This window comes from Nostoc sp. FACHB-892 (assembly GCF_014698795.1).
Lineage (GTDB): Bacteria > Cyanobacteriota > Cyanobacteriia > Cyanobacteriales > Nostocaceae > Nostoc.
In genome coordinates this window covers 399625-424793 of the sequence record NZ_JACJTR010000002.1, presented here as the reverse complement: position 1 = coordinate 424793, position 25169 = coordinate 399625, and the positions used below count along the sequence as shown (strand labels likewise).

Annotated in this window: 39 protein-coding genes; 3 read left to right on the top strand and 36 right to left on the bottom strand. The window is 44.0% G+C overall.

The genetic code is table 11. From position 1 onward, the window contains the following. Positions 1–148 precede the first annotated feature (148 nt). Together H6G96_RS04660 and H6G96_RS04655 are read right to left on the bottom strand one after the other, a co-directional pair. A complete protein-coding gene (locus tag H6G96_RS04660) occupies positions 149–1834 on the bottom strand; it encodes an ABC-F family ATP-binding cassette domain-containing protein (RefSeq protein ID WP_190910335.1) in 1686 nt (561 codons plus the stop codon). A gap of 184 nt (positions 1835–2018) precedes the next feature. Then, the gene (locus H6G96_RS04655) at positions 2019–2795 is read right to left on the bottom strand and encodes an Rpn family recombination-promoting nuclease/putative transposase (protein ID WP_190910334.1); all 777 of its coding nucleotides are present in this window, start codon (positions 2793–2795) and stop codon (positions 2019–2021) included. 237 nt (positions 2796–3032) lie between these two features. On the opposite strand from H6G96_RS04655, the gene H6G96_RS04650 reads away from it, so the two are divergent. Further along, positions 3033–3170: a hypothetical protein gene (locus H6G96_RS04650; RefSeq protein WP_190910333.1), complete on the top strand. Its 138-nt coding sequence runs from the start codon at positions 3033–3035 to the stop codon at positions 3168–3170. Here the strand turns inward: H6G96_RS04650 and H6G96_RS04645 are convergent. Next, positions 3163–3525 carry a helix-turn-helix transcriptional regulator gene (locus tag H6G96_RS04645; protein WP_094328443.1) on the bottom strand — a complete coding sequence of 121 codons (363 nt, stop codon included), beginning with the start codon at positions 3523–3525 and terminating at the stop codon, positions 3163–3165. The genes H6G96_RS04650 and H6G96_RS04645 overlap by 8 nt on opposite strands. 240 nt (positions 3526–3765) lie before the next feature. Here H6G96_RS04645 and H6G96_RS04640 point away from each other — a divergent pair, with 240 nt between their 5' ends. Further along, positions 3766–4212 (top strand): hypothetical protein, encoded by a 447-nt coding sequence (locus tag H6G96_RS04640; RefSeq protein WP_190910332.1) that lies wholly within the window; start codon positions 3766–3768, stop codon positions 4210–4212. Between the two features lie 9 nt (positions 4213–4221). Here H6G96_RS04640 and prfA read toward each other — a convergent pair whose 3' ends face one another. From prfA to rplC, 31 genes are all read right to left on the bottom strand, one after another. Next, positions 4222–5319, bottom strand: coding sequence for a peptide chain release factor 1 (gene prfA, locus H6G96_RS04635; protein ID WP_190910331.1), 1098 nt, complete (start codon positions 5317–5319; stop codon positions 4222–4224). A 104-nt stretch (positions 5320–5423) separates the two neighbouring features. After that, the gene (gene rpmE / locus H6G96_RS04630; RefSeq protein WP_069070756.1) at positions 5424–5666 is read right to left on the bottom strand and encodes a 50S ribosomal protein L31; all 243 of its coding nucleotides are present in this window, start codon (positions 5664–5666) and stop codon (positions 5424–5426) included. 125 nt (positions 5667–5791) lie between these two features. Beyond that, complete coding sequence (gene rpsI, locus H6G96_RS04625; RefSeq protein WP_104906415.1) at positions 5792–6208, bottom strand: 30S ribosomal protein S9; 417 nt, start codon at positions 6206–6208, stop codon at positions 5792–5794. Further along, positions 6208–6669: a 50S ribosomal protein L13 gene (rplM, locus tag H6G96_RS04620; protein ID WP_012410699.1), complete on the bottom strand. Its 462-nt coding sequence runs from the start codon at positions 6667–6669 to the stop codon at positions 6208–6210. The genes rpsI and rplM overlap by 1 nt, the downstream gene beginning before the upstream one ends. Before the next feature lie 65 nt (positions 6670–6734). Then, positions 6735–7583 carry a tRNA pseudouridine(38-40) synthase TruA gene (gene truA, locus H6G96_RS04615; RefSeq protein ID WP_190910330.1) on the bottom strand — a complete coding sequence of 283 codons (849 nt, stop codon included), beginning with the start codon at positions 7581–7583 and terminating at the stop codon, positions 6735–6737. Between the two features lie 102 nt (positions 7584–7685). Continuing rightward, positions 7686–8036 carry a 50S ribosomal protein L17 gene (gene rplQ, locus H6G96_RS04610; protein ID WP_100901254.1) on the bottom strand — a complete coding sequence of 117 codons (351 nt, stop codon included), beginning with the start codon at positions 8034–8036 and terminating at the stop codon, positions 7686–7688. Between the two features lie 32 nt (positions 8037–8068). Beyond that, positions 8069–9016 carry a DNA-directed RNA polymerase subunit alpha gene (locus H6G96_RS04605; RefSeq protein WP_190727935.1) on the bottom strand — a complete coding sequence of 316 codons (948 nt, stop codon included), beginning with the start codon at positions 9014–9016 and terminating at the stop codon, positions 8069–8071. Between the two features lie 325 nt (positions 9017–9341). Then, positions 9342–9737: a 30S ribosomal protein S11 gene (gene rpsK / locus H6G96_RS04600; RefSeq protein ID WP_012410703.1), complete on the bottom strand. Its 396-nt coding sequence runs from the start codon at positions 9735–9737 to the stop codon at positions 9342–9344. A gap of 54 nt (positions 9738–9791) precedes the next feature. Next, positions 9792–10172, bottom strand: a complete 381-nt coding sequence (gene rpsM, locus H6G96_RS04595; protein WP_190910329.1) for a 30S ribosomal protein S13 — start codon at positions 10170–10172, stop codon at positions 9792–9794. Between the two features lie 120 nt (positions 10173–10292). After that, on the bottom strand, positions 10293–10406 hold the full coding sequence (gene rpmJ, locus H6G96_RS04590; RefSeq protein ID WP_015129703.1) for a 50S ribosomal protein L36: 114 nt from the start codon (positions 10404–10406) through the stop codon (positions 10293–10295). Between the two features lie 117 nt (positions 10407–10523). Beyond that, positions 10524–10748 carry a translation initiation factor IF-1 gene (infA, locus tag H6G96_RS04585; RefSeq protein WP_006276978.1) on the bottom strand — a complete coding sequence of 75 codons (225 nt, stop codon included), beginning with the start codon at positions 10746–10748 and terminating at the stop codon, positions 10524–10526. Between the two features lie 178 nt (positions 10749–10926). Beyond that, positions 10927–11481, bottom strand: a complete 555-nt coding sequence (locus H6G96_RS04580) for an adenylate kinase (RefSeq protein ID WP_190910328.1) — start codon at positions 11479–11481, stop codon at positions 10927–10929. A gap of 2 nt (positions 11482–11483) precedes the next feature. After that, positions 11484–12794, bottom strand: coding sequence for a preprotein translocase subunit SecY (gene secY / locus H6G96_RS04575; RefSeq protein ID WP_190910327.1), 1311 nt, complete (start codon positions 12792–12794; stop codon positions 11484–11486). Between the two features lie 74 nt (positions 12795–12868). After that, positions 12869–13312, bottom strand: a complete 444-nt coding sequence (gene rplO / locus H6G96_RS04570) for a 50S ribosomal protein L15 (RefSeq protein WP_190727939.1) — start codon at positions 13310–13312, stop codon at positions 12869–12871. A gap of 48 nt (positions 13313–13360) precedes the next feature. Next, positions 13361–13888, bottom strand: a complete 528-nt coding sequence (rpsE, locus tag H6G96_RS04565; protein ID WP_190910326.1) for a 30S ribosomal protein S5 — start codon at positions 13886–13888, stop codon at positions 13361–13363. 110 nt (positions 13889–13998) lie between these two features. After that, the gene (gene rplR, locus H6G96_RS04560) at positions 13999–14361 is read right to left on the bottom strand and encodes a 50S ribosomal protein L18 (protein ID WP_094328454.1); all 363 of its coding nucleotides are present in this window, start codon (positions 14359–14361) and stop codon (positions 13999–14001) included. A 2-nt stretch (positions 14362–14363) separates the two neighbouring features. Next, positions 14364–14912 carry a 50S ribosomal protein L6 gene (gene rplF, locus H6G96_RS04555; RefSeq protein WP_190910325.1) on the bottom strand — a complete coding sequence of 183 codons (549 nt, stop codon included), beginning with the start codon at positions 14910–14912 and terminating at the stop codon, positions 14364–14366. Between the two features lie 86 nt (positions 14913–14998). Beyond that, a complete protein-coding gene (rpsH, locus tag H6G96_RS04550) occupies positions 14999–15400 on the bottom strand; it encodes a 30S ribosomal protein S8 (RefSeq protein ID WP_012410712.1) in 402 nt (133 codons plus the stop codon). 20 nt (positions 15401–15420) lie between these two features. Then, a complete protein-coding gene (gene rplE, locus H6G96_RS04545) occupies positions 15421–15969 on the bottom strand; it encodes a 50S ribosomal protein L5 (protein ID WP_190727942.1) in 549 nt (182 codons plus the stop codon). 116 nt (positions 15970–16085) lie between these two features. Continuing rightward, complete coding sequence (gene rplX, locus H6G96_RS04540; protein ID WP_190910324.1) at positions 16086–16439, bottom strand: 50S ribosomal protein L24; 354 nt, start codon at positions 16437–16439, stop codon at positions 16086–16088. Further along, complete coding sequence (gene rplN / locus H6G96_RS04535) at positions 16439–16807, bottom strand: 50S ribosomal protein L14 (RefSeq protein WP_069070772.1); 369 nt, start codon at positions 16805–16807, stop codon at positions 16439–16441. Before rplN ends, rplX begins: the two co-directional genes overlap by 1 nt. A gap of 46 nt (positions 16808–16853) precedes the next feature. After that, entirely contained in the window at positions 16854–17102 is a 249-nt protein-coding gene (gene rpsQ / locus H6G96_RS04530) for a 30S ribosomal protein S17 (protein ID WP_100901244.1), read from the bottom strand. A gap of 6 nt (positions 17103–17108) precedes the next feature. After that, positions 17109–17336 (bottom strand): 50S ribosomal protein L29, encoded by a 228-nt coding sequence (gene rpmC / locus H6G96_RS04525; protein ID WP_190910323.1) that lies wholly within the window; start codon positions 17334–17336, stop codon positions 17109–17111. Positions 17337–17339: 3 nt separating this feature from the next. Beyond that, a complete protein-coding gene (rplP, locus tag H6G96_RS04520; protein ID WP_190727943.1) occupies positions 17340–17765 on the bottom strand; it encodes a 50S ribosomal protein L16 in 426 nt (141 codons plus the stop codon). Positions 17766–17852: 87 nt separating this feature from the next. Further along, complete coding sequence (rpsC, locus tag H6G96_RS04515) at positions 17853–18635, bottom strand: 30S ribosomal protein S3 (protein WP_094342453.1); 783 nt, start codon at positions 18633–18635, stop codon at positions 17853–17855. 55 nt (positions 18636–18690) lie between these two features. Continuing rightward, the gene (gene rplV / locus H6G96_RS04510) at positions 18691–19047 is read right to left on the bottom strand and encodes a 50S ribosomal protein L22 (protein WP_190727944.1); all 357 of its coding nucleotides are present in this window, start codon (positions 19045–19047) and stop codon (positions 18691–18693) included. A gap of 81 nt (positions 19048–19128) precedes the next feature. Continuing rightward, a complete protein-coding gene (gene rpsS, locus H6G96_RS04505; RefSeq protein WP_012410721.1) occupies positions 19129–19407 on the bottom strand; it encodes a 30S ribosomal protein S19 in 279 nt (92 codons plus the stop codon). Between the two features lie 113 nt (positions 19408–19520). After that, positions 19521–20384, bottom strand: coding sequence for a 50S ribosomal protein L2 (gene rplB / locus H6G96_RS04500; protein ID WP_100901241.1), 864 nt, complete (start codon positions 20382–20384; stop codon positions 19521–19523). Between the two features lie 102 nt (positions 20385–20486). Next, entirely contained in the window at positions 20487–20801 is a 315-nt protein-coding gene (locus tag H6G96_RS04495) for a 50S ribosomal protein L23 (protein ID WP_012410723.1), read from the bottom strand. Then, entirely contained in the window at positions 20794–21432 is a 639-nt protein-coding gene (gene rplD / locus H6G96_RS04490) for a 50S ribosomal protein L4 (protein ID WP_190727987.1), read from the bottom strand. Before rplD ends, H6G96_RS04495 begins: the two co-directional genes overlap by 8 nt. 104 nt (positions 21433–21536) lie before the next feature. Next, positions 21537–22169, bottom strand: a complete 633-nt coding sequence (gene rplC, locus H6G96_RS04485; RefSeq protein ID WP_190910322.1) for a 50S ribosomal protein L3 — start codon at positions 22167–22169, stop codon at positions 21537–21539. Positions 22170–23125: 956 nt separating this feature from the next. On the opposite strand from rplC, the gene H6G96_RS04480 reads away from it, so the two are divergent. After that, positions 23126–23602 carry an NAD(P)H-quinone oxidoreductase subunit N gene (locus H6G96_RS04480; RefSeq protein WP_190727946.1) on the top strand — a complete coding sequence of 159 codons (477 nt, stop codon included), beginning with the start codon at positions 23126–23128 and terminating at the stop codon, positions 23600–23602. A 35-nt stretch (positions 23603–23637) separates the two neighbouring features. On the opposite strand, the gene H6G96_RS04475 is transcribed toward H6G96_RS04480, so the two are convergent. Both H6G96_RS04475 and H6G96_RS04470 read right to left on the bottom strand, forming a co-directional pair. Then, positions 23638–24111 (bottom strand): GNAT family N-acetyltransferase, encoded by a 474-nt coding sequence (locus H6G96_RS04475; RefSeq protein ID WP_190910321.1) that lies wholly within the window; start codon positions 24109–24111, stop codon positions 23638–23640. 53 nt (positions 24112–24164) lie between these two features. After that, the gene (locus H6G96_RS04470) at positions 24165–24995 is read right to left on the bottom strand and encodes an ABC transporter permease (protein WP_190910320.1); all 831 of its coding nucleotides are present in this window, start codon (positions 24993–24995) and stop codon (positions 24165–24167) included. Positions 24996–25169 lie beyond the last annotated feature (174 nt).

Here is a 25169-nt window from a genome sequence, read left to right as displayed (position 1 = left end):
CTTATTAATTTATTTTATGAAAGACTTGCAGTTTTCTGAATGATTTTTTAAACTTTAGCAATTTTTATGTAATGTCGATGATCGCTAATAACAAGTAATTACTTAGTAGTAGCATTTTAGCACTACTACCAAGTCCGTACTCAATCTCTTATTTCTTTTTACTGGAAGCTTTTGCAGCTTTTTTAGCAGCTTTTTCAGCAGCGATCGCAGCTAATTTTGCTTGTTCTTTTTCTTCGGCAATTTTCTGGAGATAGTAATGATAATCTCCTAAGTAAACGCGGAATTCCCCATCACGAATTTCGACGATTTTATTAGCTACTTGAGAAATAAAGTAGCGGTCATGGGAAACTACAATTGCCGTACCATCATAATTTTTGAGCGCTTCTTCCAGCATTTCCTTCGCTGGAATATCTAGGTGGTTTGTCGGCTCATCTAAAATTAGTAAGTTCGCGGGGCGTAAGAGCATTTTTGCCAGCGCCAGACGAGCTTTTTCTCCTCCACTTAATGCTCCAACTGCCTTAAATACAGTATCACCAGTGAATAAAAAGCGTCCCAAAAGCGTACGGACTTCTTGATTATCCCAGTCTGGAACTTCATCATGGATAGTTTCCATGACAGTTTTTTTCAAGTCCAAAGCTTCAGCTTGATTTTGCTCAAAGTAACCGGGAATAACGTTATGATCCCCTAATTGAACGATACCTTCTGTGGGTTGTTCCATACCCATAATTACGCGCAGAAGGGTAGATTTTCCAGCACCGTTGGGGCCAAGAAAAGCAATGCGATCACCTCTTTCAATTAACAGATTTGCTGCCAAAAACAAGATTTTATCACCATAAAGATGAGTTAAATCTTTAATTTCTACTACCTCGCGTCCACTGCGGGGTGCAGGGGGAAAACGGAAATGTAGAGTTCTTACCCCTGCGATAGGTGCTTCAATACGCTCAATTTTTTCGAGTTGCTTTTCCCGGCTTTTTGCCTGGGTACTGCGGGTAGCACTGGCGCGGAATCTATCAACAAAGGTTTGCTGTTTCTCTAATTCTTTTTGCTGACGTTCGTAAGCACTCAGTTGTGCTGATTGACTTTCGGCTTTTTGTTCCAAATATGCCGAGTAGTTACCAAGGTAGGTACTGGAAACGCCACGTTCTGTTTCCACAATTTGGGTGCAGAGGCGGTCAAGGAACTCCCGGTCATGGGAGACTATTACCATCGGCGTAATCAGGCCTCTGAGGTAATTTTCCAACCACTCAATAGTTTCTAAATCTAGGTGGTTAGTCGGTTCATCCAGTAGCAACAAGTCGGGTTTTTGCAGGAGAATTTTCCCTAAACTCATCCGCATCTGCCAACCACCACTAAAGGCACTGACGAGGCGATCACCATCTTCTAGCCCAAACCCCATCTCTGGTAAGATTTTCCCAATGCGTGCATCTAAGTTGTAGCCGTCTAAGGCTTCAAATTTGCGCTGCAACCGATCCAACTTGTCGATCAGTCGATCCAGTTCTTCTGGGCTAGCAGTTTCCATCTCTTGTGGTATGTGCGCCAGAGATAGCTGTACTTCGTTGGCTTCTTTGAAGACAGTCCAAAATTCTTCTCTAACGGTGCGGGTGGGGTCTACTTCAAACTCTTGGTTGAGGTAGGCTATGTGTAAGCTATTGGGACGGATAATTTCGCCAGCGGTGGGTTCCATTTCTCCAGAAATGATTTTTAGCTGGGTAGATTTTCCAGCACCGTTGACACCGACTAAGCCGATGCGATCGCCTGGTTTAACTTCCCAGTTGATATCTTTGAGAACTTCGCCTGTGGGATAAATTTTACTTATATGTTCTAGTCGCAGCATTAAGTTTCTCTCAGGTAGGGAGTGAGTGGTTGAGGACGAAGTACTAACACCGCCTCTAATATTAACAAAAATTAACTATAAATTCGTCGTGGGAAAGTCGGGGAGGCGCAAACCAAATTTGGCTTGAACCACGCATAAAATTTACCACATCATCTCAAGGTTGACTTTGTGTTATTCGTCTAACTTATTCGACACTCAAATCTAACGCCTCTGCTACTTGTTCTACAGTCAACCCTGCTGCCAACATTGCTGGTACTGCTTTTAGTTTCCCTTGAACCTTACCTTGTTCAATACCTTGTTCAACACCTTCCTGAAAGGCTTCCTGATAAAATCTGGTTTGTTTTAACTCGCTTAAGCTAAACATTTGCTCGATCTCCTCCCTACTCATTGTGGGAAAGTTGTAAGCCAAAATAGTTTCTATAAATTGTAATAATTGCTGCTGTTTTGAGGGTGAGCTTATCTCTGATTTGGTTTTGTCTATCAACTCCCTTGCTTGTGCGATCGCTATATCATCGGTTGCAATTATTAATTTAGCAGTTGCAATGCCAATTGGAAGCGATGCACCTTCACCTAATTCATCCAAATAAATGCGCCTGACGCGCCCACTTGTGAAAAACTCACGGTAATGTTTGATATCGCCTGTATCTACATTCCTGTTTGGGTATAAAACCACAGCACCCCAGTCATTTAATGGTTGATTCTGACGGAGGTATAAACATATTTCTGCAATTAGCCGTGAATAAATTTCCCCATCTGCTTGAAATTGCACTTCTACAAAGTAAATCTGGTTTTCACTTCCTTGTGTAGGCAGAAACACACCATCGATTCTGAAGGCTGTTTGTTTGATTTCAACTGATGAAAATTGATAAAAACTAGCTGATTCTGGAGGATTACCAATTAGTTCAAAGAAGGTATCAGGAAATTCTTGAAACAGCCGATAAAAGATGATGTCTGTTTTCACAACTTTTTATCATTTGAAATTTTGATCTGCTGTTCTAATGATAAAGATGAGATAGCTTTTCTCATTTTTGGTGCATTTTCGCCAAACTTCCACCAATTCAATCTTCTGACATCTCGACGATTTTTATCCCGTTCTAACAAAATTATTTAGACTTTCAGGTGTCGCTGCTACCATTTTCGATTGGTGATTGCCTTAAGTGTTTTTAGCAATTCCTATGTTATGAATTAATCAAGAAAAATGGTAGTAATTATCCTTCCCACTCTTGACGAGTATCGCACAGAAAATTGTCTGCGATCGCATTATCAAATAAATACGGGCAATGCTGTGGAAAAGAAACTTAATTACGAATTACGAATTATTTTAATATTCAACTAGCTTTCGCCTCATCCCCAGATGCTTCAGCCACAGCCGCCAATCTCTCTGCCGCAGCTTGAACGATTTGAGCCACTTGAGCCAAAGGCATATGCTGGATTTGTCTAAGAATCAGACTCAAATCTGAGGTTTCTGGAATTGGCTTGCCATCAATGCAGCTAATTAACTCTTCCATTGTGTAGCCTGCTTTCGATGCGATTCGAGCCAAATTTTCTGTATCTGGAACCTTCACACCTTTTTCCCACATCTGAACAGCAGTAGCAGATACCCCCAAAAGCTTACCAAATGCTCGCTGACTCATTGAACCGCGAGCTAGTTTAATGATTTCAATCAGTTTTTGTTTGCTTTCGATCTTCACTGCTTGTATAGCTAGCCAACTGTATTTACAAGTTTACTTTCAATATTACAAGTTTACTTTTATATTGACAGCCTTGTGTTTTAGTACTAAACTATACCTCTGGTTGTAAATCGGCAACTACAGGCATCAAGCTAGTAGAATAACCTATCTATCTTTAACCAACGCAAAAAACTTAGTTTGCTACGGCGGTTGTGCTAGTAGCTAGACTTTGCTGCGAATAAATAATATCGAAGGTGCATCATGTTTCGCAAGCCATGCAAAATTAACCAATATCGCCGCAAAGGTAAAAACCTTATAGCCACTAATAAAATTAAATCAGAACAGTGGAACATTTCTGACCCAGAAACCAAAGAAGCTTTAAAAGTTAAAGGCTACAAGGTTAAGCAAATCAAAAAAATCCGCCTTCTGAAGCATCAAGTGTGTATTTCTTACTGGGATACAAAAGGCAATATATGCAGCAGCTTTTTTAGCTACCGGATTTTTGCGCGTTGGCAAAAGGAAGTAGAGAAATTAATTTATACCTGTCAAACCTTGAAGGAATGGGCGAAGCTAAACTACTTTATGAAGTACGAATTTGCCTATTACCATTATCCTAGTGAGATAGAAGATACACTCCACGCGATATTAGAAAACCACCTGTCTGTGTTAAAAGGAACAGTACAACAAGTGGTTTTACATAATATTTAACAGTAAGAATTAGTTAGCGGCAGAAGTCGCTAACTCTGCAAGACGTTCTTGTTGGTCTAGAGATATACAAGATTGGATAAGTGTCTCTAAATCACCATCCAAAACAGGGGTAAGGGAATAATTCTGACCTAACCGATGATCGGTAGCGCGGTTATCTTTATAATTATAGGTGCGAATTTTTTCCGATCGCGATCCAGTACCAACCTGCGATCGGCGCATTGAAGTAACAGCTGCTTGTTGTTCGCTTAACTTGATGTCATACAACTTCGCCCGCAGAATTTGCATCGCTCGTTCTTTGTTTTGCAACTGGCTGCGTTCTTCTGTACAGAAAATGCGTATTCCCGTCGGTTTGTGCATCAAGTCAACGGCTGTTTCCACCTTGTTGACGTTTTGTCCACCAGCACCACCAGAACGAGCTGTAGTCATTTCAATATCTTTCGGGTCAATGTGAATTTCCACATCATCTACCTCTGGCATAATCGCTACGGTAGCTGTAGAAGTATGAACCCGTCCCCCAGATTCAGTTGCCGGCACGCGCTGCACACGATGCACTCCAGCTTCAAACTTTAGCTGGCTGTAAACATCATTACCTTTAATTTCGAGAATGACCTCTTTCCAGCCACCCATTTCTCCGCGAGATTCGCTCACTAGAGAAACTTTCCAACCTTGAGTTTGGGCATAGCGGGTGTACATCTGCATCAAATCGCCAGCCCAAATACTTGCTTCATCGCCACCAGTACCAGCGCGAATTTCCAACATGATATTCTTTTCATCATTGGGGTCGCGTGGTAGCAGTAAGACTTTCAAGCGAGACTCTAAATGTTCTATTTTCTCTTCAAGTTCTTTTACTTCCAGTGATGCCATTTCTTGCAACTCTGGATCACTCGCAGATTCTTTATAAACCTCACGCGCTCCAATCAAGTCTTCTTGGGCTGTTTTCCAAATTTCATAAGTATTAACCACCTCTTCCAAAGAAGAACGAGACTTAGCAATTTCTTGATACTCATCAGGATTGCTAGCCGTATCGGGGTCACCAAGACGACGTGTTAATTCATTAAAAGTTTGTTCAACGGATTTTAGCTTGTCCAGTAAGTATGATTCAGCCATGACGATTGCGATCGCTCCTTAAAAAAATAACAAATTGGCTCGAGCATATAAATGAAAATCGACCCAGCTGATGCAGGGCCGTCGTTAACAGCAGAGCCAACCCGCTACTTTTTGTCTTGTTCGTCGCCAGATGTTTGAGTGCTGCTCATGCCGTACTTGCGGAGGAAGCGCTCTACTCGACCCTCAGTGTCAATAATCTTCTGAGTGCCGGTGTAAAATGGGTGATTTCCAGACCAAACGTCCACGTGCAATTCTGGCTTGGTAGAGCCAATGGTCATAACAACTTGACCGTTGCAGTAAACTTTAGCATCTGGATACCACTTGGGGTGAATATCAGCTTTAGCCATTGTTCTTTTTGTGATGAATCTATATCAATTATAACTTTCAGGTTTCAATTGGAGCTAGGGAGTAGGGAGTAGGGGGAGATGAGGAAGTGGGAGAAACCAATACCCAATGCCCCATGCGCAATGCCCTAACGCTTAGAGTACTGAGGCGCTTTCCGAGCTTTATGTAAACCATATTTCTTCCGCTCTTTTGCTCTGGGATCGCGAGTCAAATAACCTTCGGTTTTTAAAGGTGGGCGGTTGTCTGGGTCTAGTTGACACAAAGCACGAGCAACACCCAAACGGACAGAATCAGCCTGTCCAGTCAAGCCGCCGCCTTCTGCTTTTACCAAAATGTCATATTCGTTTTCTAATCCCAGAGTTTCTAGGGGTGCTTTGATGACTCCCAGATAGTTGGGGTTAAATTGGAAATACAAGGTTCCATCTTTACCGTTCACAATCAGTTGACCGGTGCCTGGAACCAAGCGTACCCGTGCTACTGCATTCTTACGACGGCCAGTACCCCAGTATACGGCGCGACCGCTATTAGCATCTGCTACTACCATTAATTTTCTTCTCCAGGAATTGTACTAACTTTTAGTTCTTTAGGTTTTTGAGCATCGTGGGGATGTGTAGGCCCAGCGTAAACTTTCAGCTTAGTGAACAACTGCTTGCCAAGGCTATTTTTAGGTAGCATACCTTTAACAGCCTGTTCTAAAATTCGCTCTGGTATACGGTCTTGCAGTTTAGCGAAAGTTTCGGTTTTCATCCCACCAGGGCGACCAGAATGGCGGCGGTAAAGCTTTTGAGTGCGCTTTTTGCCTGTAACTGCTACTTTTTCGGCATTGATGACGATTACGAAATCACCTGTATCTAAATGGGGTGTATATTCAGGTTTCTTTTTGCCTCTCAATACCTGAGCGATTTCACTGGCGAGGCGACCGAGACGTTTATCGGTGGCATCTACTATGTACCACTCACGCTCAAGGGTTGCTTGAGAAGGAAGGTATGTTTTAACTGTTGTCATTTGTCATTTGTCCTTTGTCATTTGTTATTTGTCATCAGTCATTTGTCTTTTGTCATTTGTCGTTACTAAGAACCAATGACTAATGACTCTTGACTAGTGACGAATTTTGGCAAGGTGTCGTACCAAATCTCTTTTGGAAAGGGAAAATCTGGATAGCCGACTCGCAACAAGCACAGGCCTTGAGGCGGTGCGGCGTGTTTCACTTCTTCCCGACGTTGTTCTTTCCAGAGTTCGGTGAAGCTAGAAAGTGTTCGTTGTTCAGAACCTACTTGTACCAGCATCCCTACCAACAGCCGGACCATGCCATACAAAAATCCATCTGCCTGTATTTCAATATGGATAAATGGCCCACTGCGACGACACTCTGCTGCTTGCACCTCTACCCAGGAATGCGATCGCTTTGAGCCTGCACGGTGAAAAGCAGCTAAGTGATGTTTTCCCAAAAGAGGTTTCAAGGCAGCTTGAATTAAAGATTCATCCAGGGGTGCATAATAATAATGCCAACTAAAGGCTCTTACAAACAAGTTAAGCCGATCTTCAGTATATATTGTGTAACGATACCGTCGATAAGCTGCACTAAAGCGAGCGTGCCAACGGTTATCTACACTAGCTGAAGCCCTGATTAATATATCTGGCGGCAGATAGCTATTTAGGATTGTTGCCCACTTGTGAGGCGGAATTAAACCTGTTGCTTCAAAATGGGCTACTTGAGCAGCAGCATGAACTCCAGAATCGGTTCGCCCAGCCCCATGTAGTGTCACATGGTAGCCAAGAATAGTAGCGATCGCTATTTCTATCTCTTCTTGGACAGTCCGTTGTTTTTTTTGCCGTTGCCAGCCATGAAAATGAGTGCCCAGGTATTGGATTACCAAGGCTACTCGATGAGTTTGTGTAGGCTGGTGGCTTTCTAACATACAGATTTTGTCCTTTGCCTTTTGTCATTTGTCCTTTGTCACTTGTCCTTTGTTATTCACTAATGACCAATGACTAATGAGCAATGACCAATGACTAATGAATTAAACCAATTCAATTATTGCCATTTTTGCATTATCGCCCCGACGCGGTACGGTATGCAGGATGCGGGTATAACCGCCCTGGCGATCGCCATATCGAGTTGGAGCTTGCTCAAATAGAGCGTGAACCAGTTGTTTATCGAAGATATAGCCAAGAGCTTCCCGGCGTGCTGCCAAGGAGCCATTTTTAGCTAGAGTAATCATTTTTTCCACTTCACTTCGTAGAACTTTCGCTCTAATTAAAGTGGTGGTGATCTTACCATGACGGATCAACTCGGTGGCGAGCGATCGCAGTAAAGCACGGCGTTGATCGGCTGGTTTACTGAGTTTTTTGACGCGACAACGGTGACGCATAATTATGCACTATGAGTTATGAACGGTTCTTCTTAAGGATGTTTAGAGCCTCTTTCCATTGGCAGGGTGATGCCCAAGCGGCGCTGCAAAGCTTCCACGACCTCTTCTGCTGACTTCTGACCAAAGTTCTTAATTTCCAAGAGGTCTTCTTGGGTATAATCCAATAAATCTGCCACAGAGTTAACTTGTGCCCGTTTGAGACAATTGTATGCCCGCACAGAAAGTTGCAGCTCTTCGATGGGTATCTGGGCAGTTGGGTCGTCTGGAATCTCTGAACCTGTGTCTGTTGGTTCTAGGGAGATGTCTTTCAAGGGGTTGAATAAATCTACCAAGATCCCAGCGGCCGAAGATAGTGCTTCTTGTGGGGAAATACTGCCATTTGTCCAAACTTCCAACAGTAGTCGGTCTTTTGGAATCAAGCCTTCCCCACGAGATTCTTCAACACTGTAGTTTACTTTTCGCACTGGCATAAAGATTGAGTCGATTTGCAGAAAGTCCAACGATGTGGCTTCCTCACGTCCTCGCTCTACAGTGCGATAGCCTTTGCCTTTCTCGATCCGAAATTCCATTTCCAGCTTTCCACCCTCAGCGATGGTGGCTACATACTGGGTCGGATCGATAACTTCTACTTCACTAGGCAAATCAAAATGCGCCGCAGTGATTGTTGCTGGCCCGCTAACGAGTAATCTACCAATTTGGGGCTGCGAAGAATAGTTTTTTAGGATAACTTCCTTCATTCTCATGAGGATTTCCAACACATCTTCCCGCACGCCCGGAACTGTAGCAAACTCGTGTGAAACGCCTGCAATCCGCACTGCTGTAACTGCTGTACCTTCTAGGTTAGACAGTAAAACTCGTCGTAGTGCGTTGCCAACTGTTGTTCCTTGACCGCGTTCTAAAGGTTCCAGAACAAATTTACTGTAATGGTTTCGACTTTCTTCAGTATTCGACTCTACACATTCAATCTGAAACTGCGCCACGGATGAGCCTCCCTTTTTCTAAGGTGCTGCTAGCAGACAAATCAATTGCCTCCCGAATTGAATTTATGTCCTGTAGATTACAGGTATATCAAACTATTAGCATATAAATACGGTATAGTTTGACACCCCATTGAGCTTGCAGGCGCTAATAATATTTTGGGTTCTTCAAGTTTAACAGCTTTCTCTATGGGAAATCTGACGCACTTTTGGTCGCCCAAGCTTTCACAAAATGACAATTTCCACGTTAGAAGCCCAATCAATCATTTTAAGCAATTTCACTTATTTTGATTGTAGCTTTTCGTCCTCAATGTCCAAGCCTTGGTGTTTAAACTCGACGGCGCTTGGGTGGACGGCAACCATTGTGAGGAATCGGGGTAATATCCCGGATCAGTGTAATTTCCAGCCCTGCTCCTTGAAGTGCCCGGATAGCGGTTTCTCTACCTGCTCCTGGCCCACTAACCATTACCTCAATTTGGCGCATTCCTTGATCAATGGCTCTACGGGCTGCACTTTCAGCAGCAGTTTGCGCTGCAAAGGGAGTTCCCTTTTTTGCTCCCTTAAAACCGCTAGAACCAGCACTAGCCCAGGAGATCACATCTCCATTTTGATCGGTAATAGTGACAATGCTATTGTTGAAAGTAGACTGGATGTAGGCCATCCCACTGGGTACATTCCGTTTCTGCTTCTTGCTCCCGGATTTTTTAGTTGGTTGTCTCGCCATACTTGTTTAGTTGATTTAAGGTAAAACTTGCTCAGATTAGCAAGCGTTGCAAATTTATTTCCCTGGAGCTTTTTTCTTCCCAGCCACTGTCTGCCTTCTGCCTCGACGGGTTCTGGCATTGGTACGAGTTCTTTGTCCTCTGACTGGTAGTCCCATGCGATGACGACGTCCTCTGTAGGTACCAATGTCAACTAAGCGCTTGATGTTCAAAGACTCCAAGCGCCGCAAGTCGCCTTCAACTTGATAGTTGCTTTCTATTTCCCCTCGTAGGGTTGTTACATCGGCATCACTTAAGTCTTTAACGCGGGTGTCTGGGTTCACACCAGTAGTCGCTATAATTTCTTGAGCGCGTGATAAACCAATTCCATAAATGTAAGTCAGACCGATCTCAACGCGCTTATCGCGTGGAAGGTCTACTCCGGCAATACGTGCCACAATGAACTCTCCCTATTGTTTTCGCAATTACTGTTGGTTAGTTAGAAAAACGTGATTAATCGCGTCTTTTCGTTTTAATTGATGATATGGGTGTTATAACTCACTCTGTTGTTAAGAGCGTTATCCTTGACGTTGCTTGTGCTTGGGGTTCACACAGATCACCATGACACGACCACGACGTTTGATCACGTTACACTTTTCACAGATTTTCTTGACTGAGGCTCTAACTTTCATGCCTTTTATTTTTTGACTCCAAATATTAAATTATAGCATTTCTAGGGAAATTAATCCAGCTAATTAACTAGTAAACAGTCAAAAGAATGGTTTTATGGTAAAATTTTCTACATATAGTTACTTCTTTCGTAGTCGATAGGTAATTCTGCCTTTGGTCAAGTCGTAAGGAGTTAACTCCACCTTGACGCGATCGCCGGGCAAAATCTTGATATAATTTCGGCGAATTTTGCCGGAAATGTGAGCTAGCACGTTAAATCCATTGTCCAAGTCAACGCGAAACATTGCATTGGGCAGGGACTCTGTAACCGTGCCTTCCATTTCAATCAAATCTTGCTTAGACAATTTGTTTTTTCCTCAACTCAACAATTTCGTGTTCAGTTGCAGCGCTTCATCTGCAAGAGAACACACTTTAAGAAATATATCAACAGTTTATTAATATATCTTAGCTAAAATTCATCTTTTTCTTGGTAGGGGGAGTGGGGAGTATTGAGTGCTGAATGCTCTACTCCCTCTTCTCAAGTTAGGAAGTTATGACCTGTTGCAGTTCACTAGTGACATCTTCTTGGGACTGATTGCCATTTACCGTTAAAAGTTTTTGGCGATCGCGATAATAATCAATTAAAGGTTCAGTTTCAGCGCGGTACACTTCTAAACGACGACGGATCACCTCTTCGGTATCATCTTTTCGCCCTCTAGTTAGCAAACGTTCTACCACAACATCATCTGGTGCATCTAAATTGACTACCCTTTCACCACTCTGATGTATTCTTTCCAGCAATTCTTCTAGAAAAGCCGCTTGCGTCACTTTGCGGGGAAAACCATCAAGAATCCAACCATTTTCTGCATCTGGTTGTTTGAGGCGCTCCTGTACCAAATCCTGCACTAGCTGGTCGGGGACTAACTCGCCGCTATTTACATAGTTTTGAGCCTTGATTCCCAAATGAGTTTGCTCTTTCATGGCTTGTCTTAATATTTCACCAGTAGAAATATGGGGAATATTTAAGTGTCCAGCCAAAGTTTGAGCTTGTGTTCCTTTACCAGCTCCAGGCGGCCCCAAGAAGATTAATCGCGTCACTATTATTTCACCATTCCTTCATAGCGCTGAGAGATGACATAAGTTTGGACTTGTTTAGCTGTCTCAATTGCCACACCAACTAAAATTAACAAAGAGGTAGCACCTATTCCCTGGAAAGTTTTCACATTCAAAGCGCTTTCCACGGCAGTGGGGATAATAGCAACCAAGCCCAAAAAGATCGCACCCAAAAAAGTAAGTCGGTTGGATACGCGTTCGATATATTCGCTAGTTGCCTTGCCGGGACGAATACCAGGAATACTAGAACCCATTTTCTTCAAGTTTTGCGCCACATCTACTGGGTTGAGAATCAACGAAGAATAAAAGTAGCTGAAGAAAACAATGGAAATCATGTACACCAGGGCATAGACCCAGGAACTAGAACCGCCTGGACTCAAATAAGTGTTAACTATATTGGCTAAATCGGCATTTTTAGTAAAATTGGCGATCAGCAGTGGCAAACTGAGGATGGCAGCAGCAAAAATAATTGGCATTACGCCGCCTTGATTTAGCCGCAGAGGCAGATAGCTACGCTGCTCTGCCAACACTCGCCGACCTACTTGGCGACGAGCCGAAATAATTGGGATGCGGCGCATTCCTTCTTGCACAATCACGATACCAACAATTGTTGCTAGGAAAACTAAGATCAACACGATCACACGACCTACTGTTTCCCGACCACCGGCTTGTACCAAGTCGATGGTATCACCCAAAGCTTTTGGTAATGACGCAACTATATTGACAAAAATCAACAAAGATGCTCCATTACCTATGCCACGTTCTGTAATGAGTTCTGATGCCCACATTACGAACATAGAACCAGCAGTCAGAGCGATCGCAGTTTCAGCTACAAAGATTGGCCCTGGGTTTAAGGCAAATTGCTGGAGGAATAATGCCGAAAAAGCTGTACTTTGAAGAATTGCCCAACCTACAGTTACATAGCGGGTAATTTGCGATATTTTTCGCCGACCTGCTTCGCCTTCATTTTTCTGTAAATTTTCTAAAGATGGAATTGCAGCGGTCAGTAATTGGATGATAATAGACGCATTAATGAAGGGCAAAATCCCTAAAGCAAAGACTCCTAAGGTGGAAAGTCCTCGCCCGGAAAATATATCCAATAAGCCGAATATAGAATTACTACCCGATATGGCTTCGGCAAATCTCGGTCTATCAATCCCTGGTACGGGCAAGAAGATGCCCAGGCGAACCAAAATTAAAATACCGACGGTGACAAGCAGCCTACCTCTGAGGCCAGCTGCTTGTGCCATCTGCATAAAAGTTTCTTGAGCCGTTGGGGCTTTATCTCGACTGATCATAGAGTGCTACCTTTATAGTGAACCAGGCGCTGACAGCGAGTTGGCTTCTATTTAAGTGCGCTGTTCCGGCTCACTCATAAGACTTCACAACTACCACCAGCTGCCTCAATTTTGCTACGAGCTGTACCTGTGAAAGCTGCCGCTTGTACCTTAAGCGGAGTGCTCAATTCCCCATTACCTAAAATTTTCAATGGCCCCTTCACAGCAGTAAGGATACCTGCTGCCTTCAATGAGGTCAAAGTTACTTCCGTATTAGCGGGAAGGGAGGCTAGCTTCTCTACATTAATCGTAGTGTAAATCTTCTGATTCACAATCGGAAAGCCCTTCAGCTTAGGTAAGCGGCGGTACAATGGCTGCTGACCACCTTCAAAACCTGGTCGAGTCCCGCTACCAGATCGAGATTTCTGACCACGCATACCTAGACCAGCACTGGCGCCTTGACCAGCAGAAATGCCTCTGGCTACACGCTTCTTGCGTTTTTTTGAGCCTTTTTGCGGCTTAACATCGTTGAGTCTCATGATGTAATTAGTTCTTGTTTACACAAAACCTCTGCAATTGCGACTCTACTAAATGTAGAGACTTTCAATAGGAATACCGCGATCTTCCGCGACTTCAGCAAGAGTCCGCAGCGTAGATAAGGCATTGACTGCGGCTCTAGCATTATTGAGCGGATTGTTAGAGCCAAGCTGCTTGGCTAAGACGTTACGAACTCCTGCCAATTCCAGCACAGTCCGCACAGCTCCACCAGCAATTACCCCAGTACCAGGTGAAGCTGGGCGCATCATGACTTTCGCACCACCACCGACACCATCAATGGGATGGGGAATGGAGTTGGATTTGGTGATTGGGATATCGATGAGGTGTTTTTTGCCGTCGGCTACGCCTTTTTTGACGGCGCCAATTACATCTGAAGCTTTGCCTACTCCGACACCAACTTGACCGCGTTCGTTACCGACAACAACGATCGCTCGGAAGCTGAGTTTTTTACCACCTTTGACGACCTTGCTCACGCGGCGGATTTGGATAACCCGCTCTTGCCAAGTAGTTTCTTCTTTTTTGGCACGCTTTGTTTTACTTTTACGCTCTGTTGCCATAATTTATGCTCTGGTGAACGTCATTTGTCTTTATGTCATTTGATCTTTATGTCATTTGCCCTTTGTCATTTGTCCAATAACTAATGACCAATGACTAATGACCAATGACTTTAGAAATCTAAACCAGCTTCGCGTGCTGCATCAGCTAATGCTTTGACACGGCCATGATATAAGTTACCACCGCGATCAAAGACTACTTTGGTGATGCCTTTCTCTAGCGATCGCACTGCGATCAACTTACCAACTTGCACCGATGCGTCGCGGTTTGCACCTGACGCTAAACTAGATTTCAAATCTGGTTCTAAAGTCGATGCTGCCACTATGGTTTGATGCTGACTATCATCAATTACCTGGGCATAAATATGCTCATTAGAACGAAATACGGCTAAACGCGGACGTTCTGGAGAGCCAACAACTTTGCCACGAACGCGTCGATGACGACGGTTTTTTGATTCTCTACGAGTAAGTTTCATTTCTACTTCTTACCACCCTTACCAGTCTTACCAGCCTTACGTCTTACCACTTCACCGGCATAACGAATGCCTTTACCTTTGTAAGGTTCAGGTGGACGAACGGCGCGAATTTTTGCAGCTGTGTTGCCTACGATTTCTTTGTCGTAGCCGCTGACAATAACGTTAGTGGTACCTTCGACTGCAAACTGAATTCCATCTGGGGGTTCAATTTGCACTTGATGGCTGTAACCCATATTTAAAACTAGGTTACGTCCTTGAACTTGTGCCCTGTAGCCAACACCTTGAATTTCTAAACGGCGCTGAAAACCTTGGGAAACTCCCTCGACCATGTTGGCAACTAAAGTGCGGCTCAAGCCGTGCAGTTGCTTTGAAGTACGAGTTTCATCCCGACGATTTACCTGTAATATGTCTCCCTCTTGAGAGAGTGAAACATTAGGTGTGAGAGTGCGAGAAAGTTCCCCTTTCGGACCTTTCACCACAATATTCGTACCATTGATCGCCACTTGAACTTTGGCGGGAATAGTAATTGGACGTTTACCAATACGAGACATTACTTTTTGTCCTTTGTTATTTGTCCTTTGCCTTTTGTCCTTTGTCTTTCACTAATGACTAATGACAAATGACTAATGACCAATGACTACCAGACGTAGCAAAGCACTTCGCCACCCAAGTTCTGACGCCGCGCTTCGCGGTCAGTCATAATCCCACTGGATGTAGAAATAATGGCAATGCCAATGCCGCCTAGTACTCTTGGTAATTCTTTTCTGTTGGAATAAACACGCAAGCCTGGCTTACTCACTCGCTTTAAGGCGGTGATTAGAGGCTGACGATTCTTACCTTTGTATTTCAGGGAAATCACTAGGTTGTGCTTTACCCCTTCTTCTGCTTCTTCGATTTCAGCAATAAAGCCTTCCTCCCGTAGCACTTTGGCAATGCTGCGGGTCATTTTTGTAGCTGGCACTTGTGTAGTTTGATGCCGCGCCAGGTTGGCATTGCGGATGCGCGTCAGCATATCTGCAATTGTGTCGTTAGCCGCCATCGTTCCCTCTATAGATGAACTTACTGATCGCGAAAGGGCATTCCTAATTCTTTAAGTAAGGCGCGGCCCTCTTCGTCGTTTGTTGCTGTGGTGATGATGGAAATATCCATACCACGTACTTGATCAACGCTGTCATATTCGACTTCTGGGAAAATTAGCTGTTCTCTCACACCCAGAGTATAGTTACCCCGTCCGTCAAAGCTTTTAGGGCTAACGCCACGGAAATCTCGAATTCTGGGCAGTGATAGGCTAACCAGTCGGTCAAAAAAGGCATACATTCGTTCGGCTCTGAGGGTAACCATGATTCCCACAGGCATCCCTTGACGAATTTTAAAGCCAGCGATCGCCTTTTTTGCCCGTGTCACCACTGGCTTTTGACCTGTTACCAGCGCAATTTCGTTTATGGATGCTTCTAGCGACTTCGCATTTTGAGCTGCTTCACCCAAACCCCGGTTAATAGTAACCTTTACCAACTTCGGTACTTGATGAACGTTGGTATATTGAAACTGATTGATCAGTTTGGGGACGATTGTCTCTTGATATAAGCTTTTGAGTCTTGTTGTCGCCATAGTTTTTTGTCCTGATATCCCTGGGCTTGGTCAGGGAACAAAGTTACGAGTTATGAGTTATGAGTTATGAGTTATGAGTTAAATTTAATTCCTAACTCTTAATTCCTAACTTCTAACTATTTATCCAGAATCTCGCCAGTTTTTTTAAGTTTTCTGACTTTTTTGCCTTCTGAAGTAAAGGTATAACAAACACGACTGGCAACGTTTTGCTTAGTGGAATAAAGCATTACGTTGGAGCTATGAATTGGGAACTCTTGGGTCATAATTCGCCCAGATTCCCCTTCTTGCTGGGGTTTGACGTGCTTAGTTTTAATGTTGACACCTTTGACGATGACTTTACTCAGTTGGGGAAGTGCCTGGATAATTTCACCAACTTTTCCTTTGTCTTTGCCAGCAATCACTTGTACGGTGTCACCAGTTTTGACGTGCATTTTGTGGAATACTTTGGGCGTACCCTGTTTGGTTGCCATTAAAGCACCTCCGGAGCCAGAGAAACAATTTTGGTAAAGTTTTTATCGCGTAGTTCCCGTGCAACTGGGCCAAAAACCCGTGTGCCTCTGGGATTACCGTCTTTGTTGATGATTACAGCAGCGTTATCATCAAAGCGAATACTCATGCCACTGTCACGAGATACAGCTTTGCGAGTGCGGACAATTACTGCTTCCACAACATCAGACTTTTTTACAGCCATGTTGGGTGTAGCATCTTTAACAACGGCGATAATTTTATCACCGATAAAACCATAACGGCGGTTGCCTCCACCTAAGATGCGGATGCACATTAGTTTACGGGCGCCGCTATTATCTGCGACATTCAGGTAAGTCTGGGGTTGAATCACAATTATTCTCCCTTGTGATGTTGTTAGTTTCTAACAACGATGAGGTTTAAGTAGGTTTGACGTTCAAGACTTCTGTGATTTTCCAGCGCTTGGTTTTGCTCAGGGGTCTAGTTTCCTGAATGCGAACGCGATCGCCTACTTTACACTTATTTTCTTCGTCGTGAACTTTATATCTTTGGGTGTTAACCACAATCTTGCCGTACTTGGGGTGAGGAGCGCGGTTTTCTATGGCGACTACCACAGTTTTTTGCATTTTATCGCTCACTACCAAGCCAACTCGTTCTTTAACTGCCATAATCTCCTACTTTTCTTCTTTAGCCAATTGACTTGCTGCCCGTTTGCGTTCTGTCTCTAATGTCAACAATTGGGCTAGGCGATGTCGAGCCTGTCTGAACTGGTGGGGCTTCTCTAATTGTCTTGTTGCTTTTTGCAAGCGCAACTGAAATAGTTGTCTTTTGATCGCAACAATTTCATCAGAGAGCTTCTCGTCACTTAATTCTCTAGCTTCTGAAATCTTGGGAAGAGGCATAAGCTACTCCTGCTCCTGTGGTTGAGAGCGCACAATAAACTTAGTTTTTATAGGCAGTTTAAATGAAGCCAAACGCATAGCTTCACGGGCGATTTCTTCCGAAACCCCACCGATTTCAAACAAAATTCGTCCTGGCTTGACTACAGCTACCCAAAACTCTGGATTACCTTTACCGGAACCCATCCGGGTTTCAGCAGCACGCATGGTTACAGGTTTGTCAGGGAAAATCCGAATCCAGATTTGTCCACCCCGACGAATATAACGAGTCATTGCCCGTCGAGAAGCCTCGATTTGCCGGGAAGTAATCCAAGCTGGTTCTTGTGCTTGGAGTGCAAAATCACCGAAGTTGAGGGTGCTACCACGGCTGGCTAGTCCCTCCATCCGTCCGCGCTGTTGTTTGCGGAATTTAGTTCTTCTAGGGCTTAACATGGTTTGTTACTTGTCATTTGTCATTTGTCTTTTGTCATTTGTCATCTGCCATTTACTAATGACTAATGACTAATGACTAATGACGATTTATCCTTCATTTGAGCGGTCTTCAAATTGCTGGCGACGACGTTGTTGTTGACGACGACGGGGTTCCCGATCGCGATCGCGGGGATCACGTTCGCGATCGCGGCTTGCTGGTGGTAGGGGATCTGGTTCCTGTCCAGGAATAATTTCTCCCTTAAACACCCATACTTTGATACCCAAAATGCCGTAAACAGTTTTTGCGGTGCAATAAGAGTAGTCAATGTCAGCCCGTAAAGTATGTAAAGGTACTCTACCTTCACGAGTCCACTCTGTCCGGGCAATTTCTGCACCGTTGAGGCGACCGCTGACTTGGATTTTAATCCCTTGGACACCAGCGCGTTGGGCACGTTGAATCGATTGCCGCACTACCCGCCGAAAGGATACCCGGCGTTCTAATTGTTGAGCAATGTATTCAGCAATTAGGTAGGCATCAGCATCAACTCGTTGAACTTCAACTACGTTAATGCGAATTTGGCGGTTACTACCCAACAGTCCTTGGAGTCCGGTACGCAAGGATTCGATACCTTGTCCACCACGGCCCACTACTACACCTGGTCTAGCTGTACGTACTTCTAAATCGATTTGGTCGGCTTTGCGCTCAATCCGCACTTCGGAAATTCCGGCGTTGTTTTGAGCCTGCCTACCCAGCTTTTGTTCTATATATTGACGCAGTTTGTAGTCTTCTTGTAAAAGTTCTGGATAACGATCAGGAACAGCAAACCAACGGGATTGATGCTCATGTGTAATACCCAGGCGAAAACCAACTGGATGAATCTTCTGTCCCACGAATGCTTCCTCTAAAATTTCTTACTTTACGCAATTTATTTCGTGTAAAAAAAGCTTATTTTTCTGGGGCAGCTGCTACAGCCACAGTAATATGACACGTCGGTTTGCGAATTTGGTAAGCTCTACCTTGCGCTCTTGGTTGGAACCGCTTCAGCGATGGACCTTGATCGGCATAAGCCTGAGTAATCACTAATTGAGTCCGATCTAACCCAGCGTTGTGTTCGGCATTGGCAGCAGCGCTTCTAAGAACCTTCAATATGGGTTCAGTAGCGCGATAGGGCATGAATTCTAGGATGATTAACGCTTCTCGGTACGATCGCCCCCGAATTTGATCCAGTACCCGACGTACTTTGTAGGCCGAGATGCGGATAAAACGAGCGATCGCTTTTACTTCAGTAGTATTAGTAGCCATAGTTTTCTCCAATTTTGTCATTTGTCATTTGTCATTTGTCACTTGTCTTTAGCTAATGACTAATGACTTCATGACTAATGACTACCTACCTGCTTTCTTGTCACTTTTTCCATGACCCCTGTAGGTGCGTGTCGGGGCAAATTCACCCAACTTGTGTCCTACCATCTGTTCATTTACAAAAACTGGAACGTGTTGGCGTCCGTTGTGAACAGCTATGGTATGACCTACCATTAGAGGCAAAATTGTCGAAGCTCTTGACCAAGTTTTAATAACTTCTTTTCTGTTGTTGTCGTTGAGCTTTTCAATTTTTTTTAGGAGATGATCCGCAACGAAAGGACCTTTTTTTAGAGAACGACCCATAGTTCAATTTTGGATTTAGGATTTAGGAATTAGGAGTGAGGAGTGAGGAGTGAGGAATTAGGAGTTAGATTTTACTCTCAACTTATAACTCTTAACTCATAACTCCTAACTCTTTAAGACTCACGACCACCGCGACCGCGTTTGGAAGACTTACGGCGACGACGGATAATCAATTTGCTGCTCAGTTTCTTGCGATTGCGTGTCTTCGCGCCCAATGTGGGTTTACCCCAAGGTGTAACAGGCCCTGATCTACCGATAGGTGCCCTACCCTCACCACCACCATGTGGGTGATCCACTGGGTTCATGACGCTACCCCTAACCTTAGGACGGCGACCTTTCCAACGATTTCGTCCGGCTTTACCTGCACTCAAGTTTCTCGCATCGGTGTTGCCTACTTGCCCAATGGTGGCGTAGCATTCGCGCCGAATCAAGCGGACTTCTCCTGATGGCAACTTGAGAGTTACATAATTACCTTCTTTTGCTACAACTTGAGCGCTAGCACCAGCAGCACGCACAATTTGACCACCTTTGCCAGGAGTCAGTTCTACGTTGTGAACACCAGTACCCAAGGGAATCCTTGAGAGAGGTAAAGCATTACCATCTTCAAAGGGAGCTTCAGGCCCAGAAATAATTATTGTTCCAACTTTCAATCCGTTGGGATGAAGGATATACCGTTTTTCGCCATCTTGGTAATACAAAAGGGCAATTCGGGCATTGCGGTTAGGATCGTATTCAACTGCTGCGACTTTGGCAGGAATATTATGCTTATCCCTTTTAAAATCGATGATCCGGTAAAGTTGTTTGTGTCCGCCACCCCGGCGACGACTGGTAATCCGCCCAGTATTATTCCGACCTTTGGCGCGATGCTTCGAGGTAGTTAGGGATTTTTCTGGCTCGGTTTTTGTGATCTCCGCAAAGTCAGAAACTGTAACTTGGCGAGTGCTGGGGGTATAAGGGCGATAAGAACGAGTACCCATATTTTTAAGTGCTGAGTGCTGATAGCGTTAGCGGGGTGTTTAGCCCGTGCTGAGTGCTGAGTTTTGAGTTTAGTAACTCTTAACTCCTAACTCATAACTTTGTTAAACTTCTGGGAATAGAACTTGTCTAATCTTGTCTTCATCCCCAGGTGCGACTGTAACAATAGCTCGCTTATATTGAGGCTTATAACCAATAAATTTACCAACGCGCCGCTTTTTACGTGGTGGTAAGTTGGTGTTGACTTTTACAACCTTGACCTGAAACAAGTCTTCGATCGCAGCCTTGATTTCTGGCTTAGATGCCTTTGGAATTACTTCAAAGGTGTACTTATTCTGCTCCATTAAGATGGTCGCTTTCTCGGTGACGATTGGGCGACGTACTAAGTCGGCAAGGTCACGGGGGTCAAAGCTAGGCACTGTAGACCTCCTGGATTTTTTCTAGGGCTGATGCCGTAACTACAATTTTGTCAGCGTGCAGTAAATCAAAAATATTTAGCTGGTCGGCTGCAATTAGTTTTAAATTTTCAATGTTGCGGGCTGACAAATAAACATTATCTGTATCCGCAATTTCAGACAAAATTAACAGGGACTTGCTCTCTGGTACTACTCCCCAACGGGCAAGCGCTGCCACTAAGTCTTTAGTCTTGGGGCGAGATAACTCGCTGCTAAATTCTTCTACTACGATTAAGTCGTCAATGCGGCTTACAAATGCTGTCCGCAGTGCCAAACGTCGCTCTTTGCGGTTCAACTTGAGGTTGAAGTCTCTGGGCTTTGGCCCAAAGATTACACCACCACCACGCCACAGTGGTGAACGAATAGAACCTGCACGAGCGCGACCAGTACCTTTTTGTCGCCAAGGTTTACGGCCACCGCCTCTGACTTCTGAACGAGTTTTTGTACTGGCATTTCCTTGACGAGCATTAGTCAATTGCCGTACTAAGGCGCGGTGCACAATATGAGACGCTGTTTCTTCCTTGGCAACGCGCAACTCGAAGGTCGTCTCGCCGACCTGTTCTCCTTGCCAATTTTTAACTACGCTTTCAACCATCTTTATTATTTGTCCTTTGTCATTGGTCATTTGTCATTTGTCTTTATGCCATTTGTCTTTAGCCAATGACTAATGACTAATGACGTTTGACTAATGACTTTTGACTATCCCACTACTTTTGCAGGCAAAATACTTACTAGAGCGCCCGGTTTACCAGGAATTGCTCCTTTAATAAGTAATAAGTTGCGTTCTGCATCAACTCGCACTATGGTCAGCTTACGGATTGTGATACGTTTGCCACCTAAACGCCCTGCCATCCGCTTACCTGGATAGACACGACCTGGTGTTGTACCAGCACCAATAGAACCGGGCGCTCTGTGGTTTTTGGAACCATGTGACATGGGCCCGCGACCAAAGTTGTTCCGCTTCTGGTTACCCGCAAAGCCGCGACCGATGCTTGTGCCAACTACATCGACAATCTGACCTGCGCTAAAAATATCTGCTTTAATCTCTTGACCTAAAGCATAATCACCAGAACTTTCGGTGTGATATTCATTTAGGTGACGTAATGCTGGGGCAGATGATTTAGCCAAATGACCCAGTAATGGTCTGTTGAGTGACTTGGGTTTAACTTCGCCATAACCAACTTGAATGGCAAAGTAACCGTCGGTTTGTTTTGTTTTAACTTGTGTTACGGTGCATGGCCCTGCTTGAATGACAGTCACAGGAATAGCTACTCCTGCTTCGTCAAATATTTGAGTCATGCCCAGCTTGGTGCCGAGAATACCTACAGACACAGTAACTGGTTCTCCTTTCTACTTGCTGACCTTGGAATTGGACTCTAGAGGACACGCTTTGTACGCATCAGTTTAGGCTGGTTAGCCTGCGAAATTTGGATGGTTTAGTAAACCAGTCCAAATGCTTTCGGACACAACAAACCGTGTCCGTACTGCTTGGTGAATCTGTTTAGCTTCACTCAATAGATCACCAGAACAGCTACAATTCCCTTCCCGTTGGGAAGGAGTAACTTCTGGAATCAATGCAAGGCGCTACAGCTTAAAGCTGTGTGCAGCAATGCTTTCGTCCAAGCAATTGCTCTGGCACTTTCTGGAGGCAGCGCTGTCGGCGGGTTTTCCGATTTTTAGACGCCCATGAGACGGCTTCCCAGAGGCTGGCTACTGCCCTGTTGCAGTTGGACTTAAGCAGTTTTTACCGCCCAGTATCCGTTAACTGAGACTGACGTAATGCCATGAAACCACATTGCTGCTCAGTTTATACTTCCTTAAATACCTTAAACTATTGTTTAAGATTTTGCCTACCTTTGAGAGGCACAGAAGTAAACTTACCCTGGAGCTTAGGATCGGCTTTGGTTGTTCGTCCATAAGCTCCATTGTTGACCTGAAAGCTTTCTTAGTTTACCAGTCTATAGCTCAATCTAAGTTAGATTATCCAATCTAGATTGAGTTATCAGCTTATCATGCTAACACTACCTCAGAATGGCAGTAAGAAGGCAGCCTAAATTGCGTTTTTAGTCACAATCTAATAATATAAATTATTTATTTATGTTTGTCTAGTAATTTATAGAGTTATTTTTGGGGAGTGGGGAAGAAGCAGGGGAGCAGGGGGAGCAGGGGAGGCAGAGGAGACAGAATGTTACGGAGAATAACTATGCCCCATGCCCAAAGAAAATGCTTTTAATCTATCGGTTCAGGGTAAATAATAGAGATATCTAAGTGGGACAAGACGAAAATCTATGGCACTAATTACCACTGGCAACGGTTTAATCCGCGATCTAGAAAAATTTGGCGCTCTTGGGGTGTATGTACCTCTGGAAGGGGGTTATGAAGGTCGATATCAGCGCCGACTACGCGCAGCTGGCTATACTACCCTTCACATTACCGCCAGAGGACTGGGCGACGTAGCTGCGTATCTTACAAGAGTTCATGGAGTCAGACCTCCTCATCTTGGTAAAAAAAGTAATGGTAGTGGTGCGGCAGTAGGTTATGTATACTATTTACCCCCAGTTATCAATTCTCATCTAGAACAGCTACCACCAAAGTCAAAGGGGCTGGTTTTGTGGATTATTGAAGGGCATATTCTTTCCAATCAGGAACTTGAGTATTTAGCGAATTTGCCTCAGCTAGAACCACGAGTGAGAGTAGTGATTGAGAGAGGGGGCGATCGCGCTTTCCGTTGGACTTCTCTCGAAAAAACTCTGTTAGCTAGTTAGTCCTTTGTCATTAGTCATTAGTCATTTGCTGATGACTAATGACTTAATTCAATCAGCATTTCAATAATGCTGAGTCGAAAGCCACAAGATGCAAACAATCGCCGTGAAGCTTCGTTAACAACTGCTGTATCTAGACGAATTTGCTTAACGCCCATTTGATGAAAGCGTTCAATAGTTAACATCACCATCTGCCGCGCAATTCCGTTTTGGCGATATTCCGGCTCAACCCAGATATCGTGAATAAAAGCAAATTCCTGTAACCGATAAATTGGTATTTCTCGCTCAATCGTTGCTACCAGAAAAGCTACAAGTTTCCCTTCATCTTCAGATACTAGAAATATGCTGCGTTCGCTATTTGTCAACCGTGTCAACCATTGTTCATAACGCTGTTCTGGATTCGGCAGAAAACCATACTTAGCGGAATCCCAAGACTCGTGCAAAGCACAAATTTTGGTAACCATTGGTAAAACTGCGGGTACGTCAGCTTTTGTAGCAGGGCGGATCGGCATAAGTTCTGGAATTTGTTGCAGAAACTGTTAAAGCATAGGTTGTAATTAAGGCTTTAATCCTGTTGGTGAGCGAATTTATAAGCACCCCACAGTGAAAGTGCGATCGCAATCATCAGCAAAATCGGTATGCTGTACCAAGGAAACTGGGATAAGGGTAAATGAGCAACTGCACGTAGTCCGATGCTGGCATAGGTTAAGGGTAATAGGTAAACGACGACTTTCAAGGCAGCTGGTAATGTACTAGGGTCAAAGAAGGTTGCCCCTAAGAAAGACATAGGGATAATTATAAAGTTGTTGTAGAGTCCGACTGATTCAAGCGATCGCACACTCAACCCCACAATCACCCCTAACCCAGCAAATACTGAACAATTCAGTATTACCAACAGTAAAAATAGCGGGTTGAGAAAATTCCAGTTTCCAGTCAATAATACCGCGACCAAAATTACGGAACCAGATGTCATCAACCCTCGCACTACTCCCGCCAGCATTTTTCCGATATGCAACGCTAAGGGGTGTATGGGAGTTAACAATAATTCCTCGAAGGTTTTAGTAAATAATCTATCTCCACAAATCGAAAATGTCGTTCCACCAAAGCTAATCGTCATCGACGATAGCGCCACCATCCCCGGTAATATGAATTCTAAATAGTTGTTATAATTACCACTAATCCCTGATCCGGGTTTGATGGAACTACCTAAACCCAAGCCAAAAGCTAAAATATATATCAGTGGGGATATTAAGCCTGATGCAGCAATTTGCACAATTCTAATACGTAAATCTAACCAATCTCCCCAAAAAATAGTCAGACTATCAGCTAGAAGGATTTGAAGTTGCGAAGTTTTGAACTTCTTGCTTGTTGAGAATAACGCTCTTTGAGATGCCACTTGCTTCTAATTAATTATTAAAACTTACTTAAATTTTAATTTACATTGTTTGACATATAGCGTTTCCCATTCAGATGCAGTACAACATTACGTTGCGAGGTGTACGGACGCGGCACTGCCGTGTCCTTACGGTTGTACCTCACGTAAACCAGAACCACCATATTAATTACTAGA

Coding starts and splice junctions, on each gene's coding strand:
- truA (WP_190910330.1), bottom strand. CDS start 7,583: ATGTTAGAAAGCCACCAGCCTACACAAACTCATCGAGTAGCCTTGGTA.
- rpmE (WP_069070756.1), bottom strand. CDS start 5,666: ATGGCTAAAGCTGATATTCACCCCAAGTGGTATCCAGATGCTAAAGTT.
- H6G96_RS04475 (WP_190910321.1), bottom strand. CDS start 24,111: ATGCCGATCCGCCCTGCTACAAAAGCTGACGTACCCGCAGTTTTACCA.
- rplO (WP_190727939.1), bottom strand. CDS start 13,312: ATGAGACTCAACGATGTTAAGCCGCAAAAAGGCTCAAAAAAACGCAAG.
- prfA (WP_190910331.1), bottom strand. CDS start 5,319: ATGGCTGAATCATACTTACTGGACAAGCTAAAATCCGTTGAACAAACT.
- rplV (WP_190727944.1), bottom strand. CDS start 19,047: ATGGCTACTAATACTACTGAAGTAAAAGCGATCGCTCGTTTTATCCGC.
- rplP (WP_190727943.1), bottom strand. CDS start 17,765: ATGTTAAGCCCTAGAAGAACTAAATTCCGCAAACAACAGCGCGGACGG.
- rpsE (WP_190910326.1), bottom strand. CDS start 13,888: ATGGCAACAGAGCGTAAAAGTAAAACAAAGCGTGCCAAAAAAGAAGAA.
- rpsH (WP_012410712.1), bottom strand. CDS start 15,400: ATGGCGGCTAACGACACAATTGCAGATATGCTGACGCGCATCCGCAAT.
- rplR (WP_094328454.1), bottom strand. CDS start 14,361: ATGAAACTTACTCGTAGAGAATCAAAAAACCGTCGTCATCGACGCGTT.
- H6G96_RS04660 (WP_190910335.1), bottom strand. CDS start 1,834: ATGCTGCGACTAGAACATATAAGTAAAATTTATCCCACAGGCGAAGTT.
- rpsQ (WP_100901244.1), bottom strand. CDS start 17,102: ATGGCAGTTAAAGAACGAGTTGGCTTGGTAGTGAGCGATAAAATGCAA.
- rplF (WP_190910325.1), bottom strand. CDS start 14,912: ATGTCTCGTATTGGTAAACGTCCAATTACTATTCCCGCCAAAGTTCAA.
- H6G96_RS04650 (WP_190910333.1), top strand. CDS start 3,033: ATGGTAGTAATTATCCTTCCCACTCTTGACGAGTATCGCACAGAAAAT.
- rplM (WP_012410699.1), bottom strand. CDS start 6,669: ATGACAACAGTTAAAACATACCTTCCTTCTCAAGCAACCCTTGAGCGT.
- H6G96_RS04480 (WP_190727946.1), top strand. CDS start 23,126: ATGGCACTAATTACCACTGGCAACGGTTTAATCCGCGATCTAGAAAAA.
- rplQ (WP_100901254.1), bottom strand. CDS start 8,036: ATGCGTCACCGTTGTCGCGTCAAAAAACTCAGTAAACCAGCCGATCAA.
- H6G96_RS04640 (WP_190910332.1), top strand. CDS start 3,766: ATGTTTCGCAAGCCATGCAAAATTAACCAATATCGCCGCAAAGGTAAA.
- rpsI (WP_104906415.1), bottom strand. CDS start 6,208: ATGGTAGTAGCAGATGCTAATAGCGGTCGCGCCGTATACTGGGGTACT.
- rplX (WP_190910324.1), bottom strand. CDS start 16,439: ATGGCAACCAAACAGGGTACGCCCAAAGTATTCCACAAAATGCACGTC.
- rpsS (WP_012410721.1), bottom strand. CDS start 19,407: ATGGGTCGTTCTCTAAAAAAAGGTCCTTTCGTTGCGGATCATCTCCTA.
- rpsK (WP_012410703.1), bottom strand. CDS start 9,737: ATGGCGAGACAACCAACTAAAAAATCCGGGAGCAAGAAGCAGAAACGG.
- rplB (WP_100901241.1), bottom strand. CDS start 20,384: ATGGGTACTCGTTCTTATCGCCCTTATACCCCCAGCACTCGCCAAGTT.
- rplD (WP_190727987.1), bottom strand. CDS start 21,432: ATGGTTGAAAGCGTAGTTAAAAATTGGCAAGGAGAACAGGTCGGCGAG.
- rplE (WP_190727942.1), bottom strand. CDS start 15,969: ATGGCGACAACAAGACTCAAAAGCTTATATCAAGAGACAATCGTCCCC.
- rpmC (WP_190910323.1), bottom strand. CDS start 17,336: ATGCCTCTTCCCAAGATTTCAGAAGCTAGAGAATTAAGTGACGAGAAG.
- rpmJ (WP_015129703.1), bottom strand. CDS start 10,406: ATGAAAGTTAGAGCCTCAGTCAAGAAAATCTGTGAAAAGTGTAACGTG.
- secY (WP_190910327.1), bottom strand. CDS start 12,794: ATGATCAGTCGAGATAAAGCCCCAACGGCTCAAGAAACTTTTATGCAG.